This is a genomic window from Pseudomonas sp. Arb-4-2C (assembly GCF_055755015.1).
This window is the reverse complement of the sequence record NZ_CM146899.1, coordinates 172,364-185,780: the sequence shown is the minus strand read 5'-3', so window position 1 is coordinate 185,780 and position 13,417 is coordinate 172,364. Positions and strand designations below refer to the sequence as shown.

Here is a 13,417-nt window from a genome sequence, read left to right as displayed (position 1 = left end):
GCCTCATCGGTTCGTTGTCTGGCGCAGCAGCATGGTGCCACCGCGCTGGGTAAATTCAAGTTTGTTCAGGGCGCTCATGCCGAGCAGCACCTGATCGCCATGCAGCCCCGGCGCCACCAGTGCGCGAACGTCGCGCAGCACAATGTCGCCCAACTGCAGGCGGTCGATCTTTGTCCGGTAGCCCTGGCTCAGGCCGTTGGCCGTGCTCAGGGTCACGCCGAAGCCTTCTTCCAGCTTCAACCGTTTGGCCAGATCCGCCGGGATCGCCACATCGGTGGCACCGGTGTCGAGCATGAACTCCACCGGCTCACCGTTGATCTGTCCACTGGCGACAAAATGCCCTTGGGCATTGCCGGCCAGCTTCACTTCGATCACGCCGTCATGCTGCTCGGACGTGACCACCACGTTCGGATTCTGCTGGCGCGCTTCCCACTGGCCGAAAAACCGCGTGGCCAGAAACAGCGCCGCGCACCAGGCCAGAATCATCAGCACCCGGCCGGCGCGTTTGCCCGGCAGGGGCTGGCTCAAGGTTTGGCGCTCCATCCACCTTCAGGCGCGGCGAAACGCCAGACGATCGGACGTTTTTCGCCGTCGGCACGGGCACCGTCATTGTTGTCGAGGCCGATCCAGGCGCCGTCGGCGTCCACCACCAGCGCTTCTGCCAGACCGAAGGCCTGTGAGTAGCGTCGCTGGGGCTGCAAGGCCTCCTCGGCGAACGACCAGCAACGCTCGACCTTGGCCGTCACCGCATCGCGGCGGCAGATCTGGTACGCATTACGCTCCAGCGTGAACAGCTTGCCGTTGAACAACGACAGGTCGGCGAAGTCGCGTGTCACCAGCCGGGCATTGGGAAACTGCGGCGGCTGCATCTCGACCCCGTCTTCGCTGAACAGCACGCAGCCGCCGTCGCAATCCCAGACCGTTTGCTGACGCTTGATCTTCAACAGACCACGGCGCTCGCGCTCGGCGGCCAGCCATATTTCATCGCCGGCAGGGTTGACCGTCAGGCCTTCGAACAAGGCGTTGAAGTGCAGCAACATGCCACTGGCTCGCGCTTCACGGACCAGCATTGGCGAGATTTTCAGCCATGACGCCGTGCCTTGCGGCGATACCTGCAACACGGCTGCATGCGCTTCACTGACGATGTAGCGATTGCCCGCGTTGTCGCATGTGATGCCTTCGAAATCCAGATCACCGCCACGCACGAACTGCGCGGCCCACGTCCGCACTCGCAAGCCCCAAGGCAATCCGCTGTCTGGCAATGACGGCACGTCGAGACGCACCGTTTCGGCCTGCCAGACCTGATCGCGGGTGTCCAGACGATAGATCTGATCATCGTCGCGGTCAGAGACCGTCCACAGATCTTTACCGCACACCGCCAGCCCCGACAGGTTGCCGCCACGCATGCCGTCAACCGGGTGTTCGGACAGCAACTTCAACTCGGGTGCAGGCTGCGCCGACACCGTCATCGCACTCAGTAACAACGCACTTGCCAATACTCGACCGAACCGCATCAAACCAGCACCTCGGCGAGGTTGCCTTTGGATTCGAGCCAGGTCTTGCGGTCGCCGGCGCGCTTCTTCGCCAGCAGCATGTCCATCATTTCCGAGGTTTCGGCGAAGTCCTCGCCCAGCGTCAGTTGCACCAGACGCCGGGTATTCGGGTCCATCGTGGTTTCACGCAGCTGCGGCGGGTTCATTTCACCCAGGCCTTTGAATCGGGTGACCTGTGGTTTGCCGCGTTTCTTCTCGGCCACCAGACGGTCGAGAATCCCGTCGCGCTCGGCTTCGTCGAGGGCGTAGTAAATCTCTTTGCCAAGGTCGATGCGATACAGCGGCGGCATCGCCACGTAGACGTGACCGGCATCCACCAGTGGGCGGAAATGCTGAACGAACAAGGCGCACAGCAGCGTGGCAATGTGCAGACCGTCAGAGTCGGCGTCGGCGAGGATGCAGATCTTGCCGTAGCGCAACTGGCTCATGTCCGCCGCGCCCGGATCGACACCGATGGCCACGGCAATGTTGTGCACTTCCTGGCTGGCCAACACTTCGCTGCCGTCGACTTCCCAGGTGTTGAGGATCTTGCCGCGCAACGGCAGGATCGCCTGGAACTCCTTGTCCCGCGCTTGCTTGGCGGAACCGCCGGCGGAATCACCTTCGACCAGGAACAGCTCGGAACGCATCGGGTCCTGCCCGGCGCAATCAGCCAGTTTGCCTGGCAACGCCGGGCCTTGGGTGACACGCTTGCGCTCGACCTTTTTGCTGGCCTTGAGACGACGGCCGGCGTTGTTGATCGCCAGTTCGGCCAGCGCCAGGCCGGTTTCCGGGTTGGCGTTGAGCCACAGGCTGAAAGCGTCCTTGACCACACCGGAAACGAACGCCGCCGCTTCACGGGACGACAGTCGCTCTTTGGTCTGGCCGGAGAATTGCGGCTCCTGCATCTTCATCGACAGCACGAAAGCGATGCGCTCCCAGACGTCTTCCGGCGCCAGCTTCACGCCGCGCGGCAGCAGGCTGCGGAATTCGCAGAACTCGCGCATCGCATCGAGCAGGCCCTGACGCAGACCGTTGACATGGGTACCGCCCTGCTGCGTCGGGATCAGGTTGACGTAGCTTTCCTGCACCGCATCACCACCTTCCGGCAGCCACAGCAGTGCCCAGTCGACCGCTTCTTTATTACCAGCCAGGCTGCCGCAGAACGGTTCGTCCGGCAGGCGTTCGAATTCGCTGACCGCGTCCACCAGATAGGAGCGCAGGCCGTCTTCGTAATGCCACTCGACTTTCTCGCCGGTGCCTTTGTCTTCGAAGCTGACCAGCAGCCCCGGGCACAGCACAGCCTTGGCCTTGAGCACGTGCTTGAGACGGCTGATGGAGAATTTTGGTGAATCGAAGTATTTCGGATCCGGCGCGAAATACACGCTGGTGCCGGTGTTGCGCTTGCCGACGGTGCCGACGATTTCCAGCTCGGTGGCCTTGAAGCCATCGTTGAAAGTCATCTGGTATTCGTTGCCGTCACGTTTTACACGCACCCGGACTTCGGTCGACAAGGCGTTGACGACGGAAATACCCACCCCGTGCAGACCGCCGGAGAACTGGTAGTTCTTGTTGGAAAACTTGCCGCCCGCATGGAGCTTGGTAAGGATCAGTTCAACGCCCGACACGCCCTCTTCCGGGTGAATGTCGACCGGCATGCCGCGACCATCGTCGCTGACTTCCAGCGAGTGGTCGGCGTGCAAGATGACCTGCACCGATTTGGCGTGGCCGGCCAGGGCTTCGTCGACGCTGTTGTCGATGACTTCCTGGGCGAGGTGGTTCGGCCGGCTGGTGTCGGTGTACATGCCGGGGCGTTTGCGCACCGGGTCGAGGCCCGAGAGGACTTCGATGGCGTCGGCGTTATAAGAGCTAGCGCTGGGAGTGGCCATAGGGTCTCGTCGTCAGTGATTCAATGAAAAAGGGGCAAGACATCACAATGCAGTGAAATCGATTGCCTGATACAAATCGGCGCCAATGCCGGCAAAACTCAGCAACGCCGGCAATTGCCCGGCAAAACCCTGGAAACCATGGTCGCCGCCGGCTTGAATGCGCAAGGCACAGGCCCGGTAATACTGCTGGGCGTGGCGATAATCCAGTGTTTCATCGCCGGTCTGCAACCACACCTGATAGCGCTGCGCATCCGCGGGGGCCGGCACTTCCAGCTCGGCCAGGGCCGTCACGTGGTCGTGGGTCAGTTCCCAGGTCTCATCGGTATACAGGTTTTTCTGCGTGCCCAGGTATCCGTCGAACATCCGGTGCGGGCTGACCGCCGGGTTGACCAGCAGGGCTTTCAAGCCATGGCGCTCGGCCAGGTGAGTCGCATAGTAGCCGCCGAGTGAGCTTCCCACCAGCAACGGCCGGCCCAGCTCGGCAATCGCCTGCTGCAACTGACCGATGGCTTCACGTGGGTGGTGATGCAGCGCCGGCACACACAATTGGTCGCTCAAACCCATTCGCTCCATTACCTCGACCAGCTGACAGGCCTTTTTTGAGGCCGGGGCGCTGTTGAAACCGTGGATATAGAGGATCGAACCGGACATTTGAGCTCCCTGGGTGTCGGTTTAGGAAAGCGGAGTTTACAGGGAGTCAGGGAGATCGTGGGTGTTTGTGCGGACGTCTTCGCGAGCAAGCCCGCTCCCACATTGGAAACCATTGCCCCTGTGGGAGCGGGCTTGCTCGCGAAGAGGCCCTATGGAGCTCAGTAACCGTTCGAGCCGTAATCGACAATGAAGTGGAATCCAGTGACACGCTCCACCCCAGTGTCGAGCCGCCCATCCGGCAACAGCCGCAACCAGCGATAACCCGGTGACTGCTCGCCGACCTTGAAATCTTCACTGCCAGGTTCGAACTGAATGCACGTCGAAGGCGAGGCCAGCAGGCGCACGCCATTGCGTTCGCGGTCAATCTCCTGATGCACATGCCCCCACAACACCGCGCGGGCTTGCGGAAAACGGTCCAGCACGTCGAAGAAAGCTTCAGGGTTGCGCAAGCCGATGGGTTCCATCCAGGGGCAATCGATGGACACCGGATGATGGTGGAAACACACCAGATGATGGCGCTCCGGCGCTTCGCTCAACGAGCGGGCCAGCAACTGCAACTGATCGTCCTGAAGATAACCCGGCACTGAACCCGGCACTGCCGAATCCAGCAGCGTCACGCGCCAGTTGCCGATATCGACCACTGACTCCAGCAACGCGCTCTGCACGGCCGCTTGCGCCATGATCTGCGGCTCGTCGTGATTGCCGGGAATCCAGCGTGCTGGCGCTTCGATCTGCGCGCTCATCTGACGAAACTGCTGATACGACTCCAGCGTGCCGTCCTGGGAAATATCGCCGGTGGCCAGCACCAGATCGATCTGCGGCTGCTGCCCCAGCACCAGCTCAATGACCTTTTGCAGGCTCTCGCGGGTGTTCATGCCCAGCAGCGTTCCGTCCGCTTCAGCGAACAGATGGCTGTCGGACAACTGCACCAGCAACGCCGGATCGGCGGTGGTCAATGTGGATACGCTCGGCAAGGCGTTCTCCCAGGGCAAAGGCACGGAATCGGTTGAGTGCCGCAATTATGCTGGGGGATGCGCAAAGAGGAAACCGGCGAACCGGACCCAGTTCACAACTAGCGTACGACTTCGTACTCGTGCCCCAAGGCCAGACAATGGCTCAGCCATTCCCCCAGGAACAGATTGAGCTGGGCCTTTTCATCCGGCTGATGCATCGCGGCGTTCGGGTAAGGATAGATGCCGCGAAAGCGTCGTGCATGCTCGGCGCTGATCACCTCGGCCATGCGCGCGTCGTGATAGACCTGCACTTCCAGTTGCGGCACCGGCAGCCATGGCAGGCTGTGCTCCTGACGCACCTGCAAGGTGGTGGTGTATGGGCAGGTCTGCAGCACTTCAAGGGCCAACACGCCGAGCATCTGTTCGCCCTGGGTCACGGCAATGCGCCGCGCCTCGGGGTCGTTGCGCATGTCCGGGACCAGTCGCATCAGGCGCGCGTAGTTGGCCTCGCAGGCGGCTTGCAGCCCCGCAAGGTCAACTCGATAACGATCGCGCAGCTTGTTTACGACCATAACCCCCTCACTTCGGCGCGGTTGAGCGCCAGCCATTGCAAGGCGATGATGCTCGCCGCGTTGGCAATGCGTCCGTCACGGACGGCCTGCAAGGCATCTTCGAAGGCCCAGACCGTGACGCGGATATCTTCTGCTTCTTCCTCCAGCCCATGCAGGCCGCCTACGCCTTCGGTGCTGCAACGCCCCAGAAACAAATGCACGAACTCGTTGCTGCCGCCCGGCGACGGGAAATATCGGGTCATCGGCCACAGGGCCTTGATGTCCAGTCCAGCTTCCTCCTGCGCCTCGCGGTGAGCAACCTCTTCCGGCACTTCTTCCTTGTCGATCAGACCGGCGACCAGCTCTACCAGCCAGGGGTTGTCGGTCTTGCCCATGGCGCCGACGCGAAACTGCTCGATCAGCACCACTTCGTCACGCTGCGGATCGTAAGGCAGCATGCACACCGCATCGTGACGCACGAACACTTCACGGTTGATCTCGCGACTCATGCCGCCGGCGAACAGTTCATGGCGCAAGTGCAGGCGGTCGAGTTTGTAGAAGCCCTCGTAGCAGCGCTCGCGCTTTACGACATCGACGGTGGCCGGAGTGGCGCTGGCAAAATCAGTCATGAGCATCCTCTTTACTGCAAATCCGATACGAGGTTCCTTTTTGTGGCTTGCAACCTCAACTTCGCGCCATCCTAACGCGCCGGTGGTGATTGATGCAGCCCCTTTACCGTCAGCGGGATGGACGGTGGAGGCGAAACCCACTCTAATTAGCTTAGTGGCGAACTGACGGCTTCGGCGAGAGTCGAAGCGGATACTTTTTGCCTTCCCCTGTTTCAGAAAGGACGCCCATGTCGCTTTTCAAAATTGCCTCCGTGGCCGCCATCGCCCTGACCCTGGGCGCCTGCGCCAACCTGTTCCAGCCCAACTACCGCACGCCGCTGGAAACCACCCGCGACGCGTCGGAAACCCTGAAACCCGGCTGCTCCAACCCTGACTGTCCGCTGGTGAATATCGATACCGTGCACTTCGCGGGCGAACCTGCGCTGGACGGCATCATCGAAAAGCGCCTGCTGCAAATGACCCGCACCGAGGCGAACGCGCCGGTGGCACCGACGCTGGCGGCCTATCGTGAGCAGTTCCTGCAAACGGCCGGCCCGCGCAACAGCAGCTATCTGCAGGCCAAGGTACGCGAGCAGCATGACGGCTTGGTGATTATCGAGCTGTCGAGCTACTTCGACACCGGCGGCGCACATGGCACCCCGGGGCGCGGTTTCATCAACTACTCGCGCCAGCAGCAAAAAGTGCTGAACCTGTCGGACATGTTGCTGCCGGGTCAGGAAGAGGCGTTCTGGAAAGCCGCGCAAGTGGCACACAACAGTTGGCTGATCAGCACCAAGCTTGATCAGGAAGCCGAGTTCGTGAAGAACTGGCCGTTCGTGAAAACCCCGAACGTGGCGCTGACCTACGGTGGCGTGATCCTCAAGTACGACGTGAGCACCATCGCGCCTTACGCGCTGGGCCACGTCGAACTGAAGATTCCTTACCCGCGCCTGAACGGCATCGTCAAACCCGAGCTGTTTCCGGGCCGTAACTGAACGCCCGCCCCAGCACCAGTTGCAACAGCCCTGCCAGCACCAGTGCCGGCAGGGTTGCGCCGACATCCGGATACAGATTGGCCAGCAAGTGGTAGGTACTGATCCCGCCCAGCCACGCCAACAGCGCCGGCCAGCGCAAGGCGGCTGACGCTACCTGCGCGCTGCGCTTGCGCAGGATGAAGTGATCCACCAGCACCACGCCGAACAGCGGCGCGAACACCGAGCCGATCAACAGCAGGAAGTTCTGGTACTGCGCCAGTGGCGCCAACAGCGCGATCAGGGTGCAGAGCACACCGATCGCCAGCGCCAGATGTTCGACTTTCAAGCGCAACAGAATCCCGCTGGATACCGCCGCCGAGTGAATGTCGGCGAAGGCGTTTTCCGATTCGTCCAAGAGAATCAGCAACAGCGGAATCCCCAGGCCGGCACCGGCCAGGGCCAACAGCAGCGCGTTGACTTCACCGCTCGGCGCGAACGCCAGGGTGTAGGCCACGCCGAGGCTCATCAGCCAGAAGTTGCCGATGAAGAAACCGATGGCGGTGCCACCGAAGACGTTCTTCGCGCGCTTGCCGAACCGCGAGTAGTCAGCGATCAGCGGCAACCACGACAGCGGCATCGCGATGGCAATGTCAAAACCCACGGCGAACGGCATCGAACCGTCACCCGTACGCGCCCACAGTGCCGCCAGATCGGCCTTGACGAACAGGTTCCAGGTCAGCCAGATGCACGCGGCCAGAATCAGCCAGATGCCCCATTTGCGCAGGATCTTGCGCACGAACGTCAGCGGCCCGCTGACCGCGAGCAAGGTCGCCAATGCACCGAAGCACAAGGTCCACAGCATCGGACTGGCCCACAGCGAACCTTCGCTGAACGCACGGGTGCCGAGCAGACTGGCCGCATCGCGCATGACGATGATTTCGAATGAGCCCCAACCGATCAGTTGCAGCAGGTTGAGCAGCGCCGGCAGGCTCGCGCCTTTGCTGCCCAGGCTCAACTTGAGGGCCGCCATCGATGACAGGCCGGTATCGCTGCCAATCACGCCAACGGCGGCCAACAGCAGAACGCCCACCAGCGTGCCGAGAAAAATCGCCAGCAACGAACCGGACAGACCAAGACCGGGGGCGAGCAACGCACCGGTCTGCAGAACCATCAGGCCGATGCCAAGGGAAAACCACAGGGAAAACAGATCGCGACCGCCGAACACACGCTTGTCGGCGGGTACGGCGAGGTCGGGGGAATAGGTGCCGGGTTGAATGCTCAAGGGTGTTATCTCGGAGGAATATTTTTGTCATTGAGATCTTTGGCGCCTGTTCTGCCGCCTTCGTCGGATCGCCGCCCGGAGCAAGCCCGCTCCCACATTTGAATCCAGTTGTTCACAAAGTTTGTGTTCACAGGAGATCCAGTGTGGGAGCGGGCTTGCTCGCGAAGAGGCCAGCACAGACACCGCAGACTTCAGGTCAGATCAAACCTTCTTGTACAGCTGACTGCCTTCCTTCTTGAACCGCTCGGCCTGTTCCGCCAGGCCTTGGGCGACGTTCACGTCGACCGCGTCGATCCGCTGGTTGGCCGCGTATTCGCGGACTTCCTGAGTGATCTTCATCGAGCAGAATTTCGGCCCGCACATCGAACAGAAGTGCGCGACCTTGGCCGAGTCCTTCGGCAGGGTTTCATCGTGATACGAACGCGCAGTGTCCGGGTCCAGACCAAGGTTGAACTGGTCTTCCCAACGGAATTCGAACCGCGCCTTGCTCAAGGCGTTGTCGCGAATCTGCGCACCCGGATGGCCCTTGGCAAGGTCAGCAGCGTGCGCAGCGATCTTGTAAGTAATGATCCCGGTCTTCACGTCATCCTTGTTCGGCAGGCCCAAGTGCTCCTTCGGCGTCACGTAGCAAAGCATCGCGCAACCGAACCAGCCGATCATCGCCGCACCGATACCCGAGGTGATGTGGTCATAGCCCGGCGCAATGTCGGTGGTCAGCGGGCCGAGGGTGTAGAACGGCGCCTCGTCGCAGCACTCCAGCTGCTTGTCCATGTTCTCTTTGATCAACTGCATCGGCACGTGGCCCGGGCCTTCGATCATGCACTGCACGTCGTGCTTCCAGGCGATCTTGGTCAGCTCGCCGAGGGTTTCCAGTTCGCCGAACTGCGCTTCGTCGTTGGCGTCGGCAATCGAGCCCGGACGCAGGCCATCGCCCAGCGAGAAGCTGACGTCGTAGGCCTTCATGATTTCGCAGATTTCATCGAAGTGGGTGTAGAGGAAGTTCTCTTTGTGGTGCGCCAGGCACCACTTGGCCATGATCGAGCCGCCACGGGAGACGATGCCGGTCACGCGTTTGGCGGTCAGTGGCACGTAACGCAGCAGGACGCCGGCGTGGATGGTGAAGTAGTCGACGCCCTGCTCGGCCTGCTCGATCAGCGTGTCGCGGAACAGCTCCCAGGTCAGGTCTTCAGCCACGCCGTTGACCTTCTCCAGCGCCTGATAGATCGGCACAGTACCGATCGGCACCGGCGAGTTGCGGATGATCCACTCGCGGGTTTCGTGAATGTGTTTGCCGGTGGACAAGTCCATCACGGTGTCCGAACCCCAGCGAATGCCCCAGGTCAGTTTTGCCACTTCTTCTTCGATCGAAGAACCCAGGGCGCTGTTGCCGATGTTGCCGTTGATCTTCACCAGGAAGTTACGGCCGATGATCATCGGTTCCAATTCGACGTGGTTGATGTTGGCCGGGATGATCGCGCGGCCGCGGGCGATTTCTTCACGGACGAATTCAGCGGTGATTTCTTTCGGGATGCTTGCGCCAAAACTGTGGCCGGCGTGTTGCTGGTTCAACAGGCCGGCAGCGCGGGCCTCTTGCAGCTTCATGTTTTCGCGGATGGCGACGTATTCCATCTCGGCGGTAATGATGCCTTGGCGCGCGTAGTGCATCTGGCTGACGTTGGCCCCGGCCTTGGCGCGGCGCGGGTTGTTGACGTGGGCGAAACGCAGCTTGGTCAGTTCGGCGTCGGCAAGGCGTTGCTGGCCGAAGTTCGAACTCAGGCCTGGCAGACGCTCGGTGTCGCCACGGTCGTCGATCCACGCCGAACGCACATCGCCCAGCCCTTTGCGCACATCGATGACCACGTTCGGATCGGTGTACGGGCCGGAGGTATCGTAGACGGTGACCGGCGCGTTGATTTCGCCGCCGAAGTCGGTCGGGGTCACATCCAGGGTGATTTCGCGCATCGGCACGCGGATGTCCGGGCGCGAGCCCTGAACGTAGACTTTTTGCGAACGGGTGAACGGCTTGACCGATTGCTCGTTGACCTTGGCCGAGTCACTCAGGTTGATCGCGTTTTTTGATTTTGTCGTCATCACGGGCTCTCCAGACAGCATCCAGGCAGTGGATTGTCGGAGCAGAACCTGAAAGGCACGGACGCACCAGGACTGGTGCTGTGCATCGTCGTCGAGCGTTCGATTGTCGAACAATATCCCGGACGAAGCACAAGAGGACTCGCCGGGTGACGAGAAATCTTGTTCCCTACGCAGGCGCTAACCTGATCAGGTTCAACGGGATCCGAAATTATTCGATCTCAGCCTCATAGCAAGGCACCCCGACAAGAACCCGGCCAGTCTAGACACAACCGGCAAAGAACGCCAACACCGCAGCAAACACCATGATGAATGGCGCAAATACACAGGTCGGGTGGATTGTTGCGGTGCGAATGCGCAACTACACTCGCTTTGCCCTGTAACGCCTTGACGCTAAACGGGACGCGCCGTAGCCTTGGCGCGCAGATTATTTTCATAATATTAATGCTAGGGATCGCCTCATGCTGCGCAAACTTTCACTGGCTGTTGCCGTGTCTTGTGCGTCCACCGCAATGGCCTGGGCAGCAGAAGCGCCCTTGTCGACCAAGACCGATCTGGTCAGCGTCTATCAGGAAGCCGTCGACAACAACGCCGATCTGGCCGCCGCCCGCGCCCAGTACGGTGCACAGAAAGAGGTCGTGCCACAGGCCCGTGCCGGGCTGCTGCCCAACCTCTCCGGCGGCGCTGAAGTCGCGGATGTGCGCACCTCGATCGACCAGCCTTCAGCCATTGCCAATCGCAGCGCGCATTCCTATCAGGCGACCCTGGCCCAGCCATTGTTCCGTGCTGATCGCTGGTTCCAGTACCAGGCCGCCAAGGACGTCAACGAACAAGCCGCGCTGCAACTGTCGGCCACCGAACAGAACCTGATCCTGCAATCGGCGCAAGACTACTTCAACGTGCTGCGCAGCCAGGACAACCTGGCCTCGACCAAGGCCGAAGAGGCTGCATTCAAACGTCAGCTCGACCAATCCAACGAACGCTTCGACGTGGGCCTGTCGGACAAGACCGACGTGCTGCAATCGCAAGCCAGTTATGACACCGCACGCGCCAACCGGATCGTTGCCCAGCGTCAGGTCGACGATGCCTTCGAAGCGCTGATCACCCTGACCAACCGTCAGTACAACTCGATTCAGGGCATCGTGCACACTCTGCCGATCCTGCCGCCAACGCCGAATGATGCCAAGGCCTGGGTCGACACCGCCGCGAAACAGAACCTCAATCTGCTGGCGAGCAACTATGCGGTCAGCTCCGCCGAACAGACCCTGAAGCAGCGCAAGGCCGGCCACTTGCCGACCCTCGACGCCGTGGCCAAATACGAAAAGGGCGACAACGATGCCCTCGGCTTCGCCAACCCGAATGCATTCGGTACCCCGTACGGTGGCAACGTCGAACAACGCACGCTGGCCCTGCAACTGAGCATTCCGATCTACAGCGGCGGACTGACCAGTTCGCAAGTGCGTCAGTCGTATGCGCAACTGGATCAGAGCGAGCAACAGCGCGAATCCCTGCGCCGGCAAGTGGTGGAAAACACCCGCAATCTGCACCGTGCGGTCAACACCGATGTCGAGCAGGTGCAGGCGCGCCGCCAGTCGATCATCTCCAACCAAAGCGCGGTGGAAGCCACGGAAATCGGCTATCAGGTCGGTACGCGCAACATCGTCGATGTGCTCGACGCCCAGCGCCAGCTGTACACCTCGGTGCGCAACTACAACAACACCCGCTACGACTACATTCTCGACAACCTGCGTCTGAAGCAGGCGGCGGGAACGCTGAACCCGGGTGACTTGCAGGACCTGACGCGCTATCTGAAAGCCGACTACAACCCGGACAAGGACTTCCTGCCGCCGGACCTGGCCCAGGCAGCGGAAGCGCAGCTCAAGGCGCGGCCCTGACTCAAAAACCCGCAGAGATGCGGGTTTTTATTTGACTGTTCTTTGTCAAACAAATCCGCCCTTGCGCTTCCCTTGCGGATAGATGGAGCGCTGCGCCTTGTCCAGATAACCACCGCGGCGCACGAAACTGACTGCTTCATTATTTCGCCGACTACGCATCCAGGTGATCCATCCCAGTAACTCAGCGTGCCCCAAAGCTTCGATCAATAACAAAAACTGCCCCCGCCAGCGTGTACTGGCCCCCATGCCCAGCCCGGAACTGCGTTTGAGATCCGGGATGCTTTGCCCATCCATCACGCCTTTCACGAAGTCGAGCCAGAGGTCAGGCCGGATCATCCCTTCCAATGGCGTCCCGGACAGAATGGAAAAGCAGGTCACACAGGGGTCACATTTGAACTTGGGGCGAATCCCTTTGATTCGATAGGTTCGATTGCCTCTGCACGTGGGGCATATCGCGTGTGGAGCATTGAGCATCGTTTCGATCCAGACCATGACCGCTTGCTGCTGCACAGCAATATGCTCCGGCGCTTGCAGGTTTTCCCGGTAATGCCTTGCCGCCCACCACTGATGCAGCTCAGGACACTCTTCAGCCATCACCTTGCGGATCGCCTTGCCCCAACTGAAATAGACCTTGTGGTTCACTCCCAGACGAGACGCTATCTGGACACTGGACCAACCGGCCAGCAGGTACAGGGCAAACGTAGACCACAGCTCCATACGGTGCAGTTTTGCGAACGGCGTATCGCTCAGACTGTTGCAGCTCCTGCGACATGAAGCGCAGTAGTAATGCGGTAGCCGGCGGGCCAAACCAGCCCGGCAGGTCAGATTGGTGTTGCTGCACCATGGGCAAAACTTCAAGCGCCGACTCGGCAACCGGTGCAGATAGCGGATCAACCGATTTGCGTCGGCACGCATATGCATCGGCAGACACACCTCGTAGTCCGGCATATCGCCGTGACCTGGGACGGGCAGAGCGGGAAGTTGAGACATAACG

The 13,417-nt window shown here is 61.0% G+C and carries 12 protein-coding genes and 1 riboswitch; of the genes, 2 read left to right on the top strand and 10 right to left on the bottom strand.

Annotated features, from left to right (window positions below; genetic code table 11):
- Window positions 1-3: 3 nt before the first annotated feature.
- The 7 genes from AC0J41_RS00765 to AC0J41_RS00735 all read right to left on the bottom strand — a co-directional run bounded on the left by AC0J41_RS00765 (window position 4) and on the right by AC0J41_RS00735 (window position 6,205).
- A complete protein-coding gene (locus tag AC0J41_RS00765; protein WP_025110171.1) occupies window positions 4-528 on the bottom strand; it encodes a retropepsin-like aspartic protease family protein in 525 nt (174 codons plus the stop codon).
- On the bottom strand, window positions 525-1,514 hold the full coding sequence (locus AC0J41_RS00760) for an esterase-like activity of phytase family protein (protein WP_025110172.1): 990 nt from the start codon (window positions 1,512-1,514) through the stop codon (window positions 525-527). The genes AC0J41_RS00765 and AC0J41_RS00760 overlap by 4 nt, the downstream gene beginning before the upstream one ends.
- Window positions 1,514-3,421: a DNA topoisomerase IV subunit B gene (gene parE, locus AC0J41_RS00755; protein WP_025110173.1), complete on the bottom strand. Its 1,908-nt coding sequence runs from the start codon at window positions 3,419-3,421 to the stop codon at window positions 1,514-1,516. Before parE ends, AC0J41_RS00760 begins: the two co-directional genes overlap by 1 nt.
- Before the next feature lie 42 nt (window positions 3,422-3,463).
- Window positions 3,464-4,072 (bottom strand): YqiA/YcfP family alpha/beta fold hydrolase, encoded by a 609-nt coding sequence (locus AC0J41_RS00750; protein WP_473014305.1) that lies wholly within the window; start codon window positions 4,070-4,072, stop codon window positions 3,464-3,466.
- Between the two features lie 158 nt (window positions 4,073-4,230).
- Window positions 4,231-5,046, bottom strand: coding sequence for a 3',5'-cyclic-AMP phosphodiesterase (cpdA, locus tag AC0J41_RS00745; RefSeq protein WP_025110175.1), 816 nt, complete (start codon window positions 5,044-5,046; stop codon window positions 4,231-4,233).
- A 98-nt stretch (window positions 5,047-5,144) separates the two neighbouring features.
- Window positions 5,145-5,597, bottom strand: coding sequence for a DUF1249 domain-containing protein (locus AC0J41_RS00740; protein ID WP_007967395.1), 453 nt, complete (start codon window positions 5,595-5,597; stop codon window positions 5,145-5,147).
- Window positions 5,588-6,205 carry an NUDIX domain-containing protein gene (locus tag AC0J41_RS00735; RefSeq protein WP_025110176.1) on the bottom strand — a complete coding sequence of 206 codons (618 nt, stop codon included), beginning with the start codon at window positions 6,203-6,205 and terminating at the stop codon, window positions 5,588-5,590. Before AC0J41_RS00735 ends, AC0J41_RS00740 begins: the two co-directional genes overlap by 10 nt.
- A 227-nt stretch (window positions 6,206-6,432) precedes the next feature.
- On the opposite strand from AC0J41_RS00735, the gene AC0J41_RS00730 reads away from it, so the two are divergent.
- Window positions 6,433-7,179 (top strand): RsiV family protein, encoded by a 747-nt coding sequence (locus AC0J41_RS00730; protein WP_473014304.1) that lies wholly within the window; start codon window positions 6,433-6,435, stop codon window positions 7,177-7,179.
- On the opposite strand, the gene cytX is transcribed toward AC0J41_RS00730, so the two are convergent.
- Together cytX and thiC are read right to left on the bottom strand one after the other, a co-directional pair.
- A complete protein-coding gene (gene cytX / locus AC0J41_RS00725) occupies window positions 7,148-8,440 on the bottom strand; it encodes a putative hydroxymethylpyrimidine transporter CytX (RefSeq protein ID WP_473014303.1) in 1,293 nt (430 codons plus the stop codon). The genes AC0J41_RS00730 and cytX overlap by 32 nt on opposite strands.
- Before the next feature lie 201 nt (window positions 8,441-8,641).
- A complete protein-coding gene (gene thiC / locus AC0J41_RS00720; protein WP_473014302.1) occupies window positions 8,642-10,531 on the bottom strand; it encodes a phosphomethylpyrimidine synthase ThiC in 1,890 nt (629 codons plus the stop codon).
- 146 nt (window positions 10,532-10,677) lie between these two features.
- A riboswitch (TPP riboswitch) is annotated at window positions 10,678-10,783 on the bottom strand.
- 206 nt (window positions 10,784-10,989) lie between these two features.
- Between thiC and AC0J41_RS00715 the strand changes: the two genes are divergently transcribed.
- Entirely contained in the window at window positions 10,990-12,423 is a 1,434-nt protein-coding gene (locus AC0J41_RS00715) for a TolC family outer membrane protein (protein WP_025110180.1), read from the top strand.
- Between the two features lie 45 nt (window positions 12,424-12,468).
- Here the strand turns inward: AC0J41_RS00715 and AC0J41_RS00710 are convergent, their stop codons facing one another.
- Window positions 12,469-13,413 carry a transposase gene (locus AC0J41_RS00710; protein ID WP_473014301.1) on the bottom strand — a complete coding sequence of 315 codons (945 nt, stop codon included), beginning with the start codon at window positions 13,411-13,413 and terminating at the stop codon, window positions 12,469-12,471.
- Window positions 13,414-13,417 lie beyond the last annotated feature (4 nt).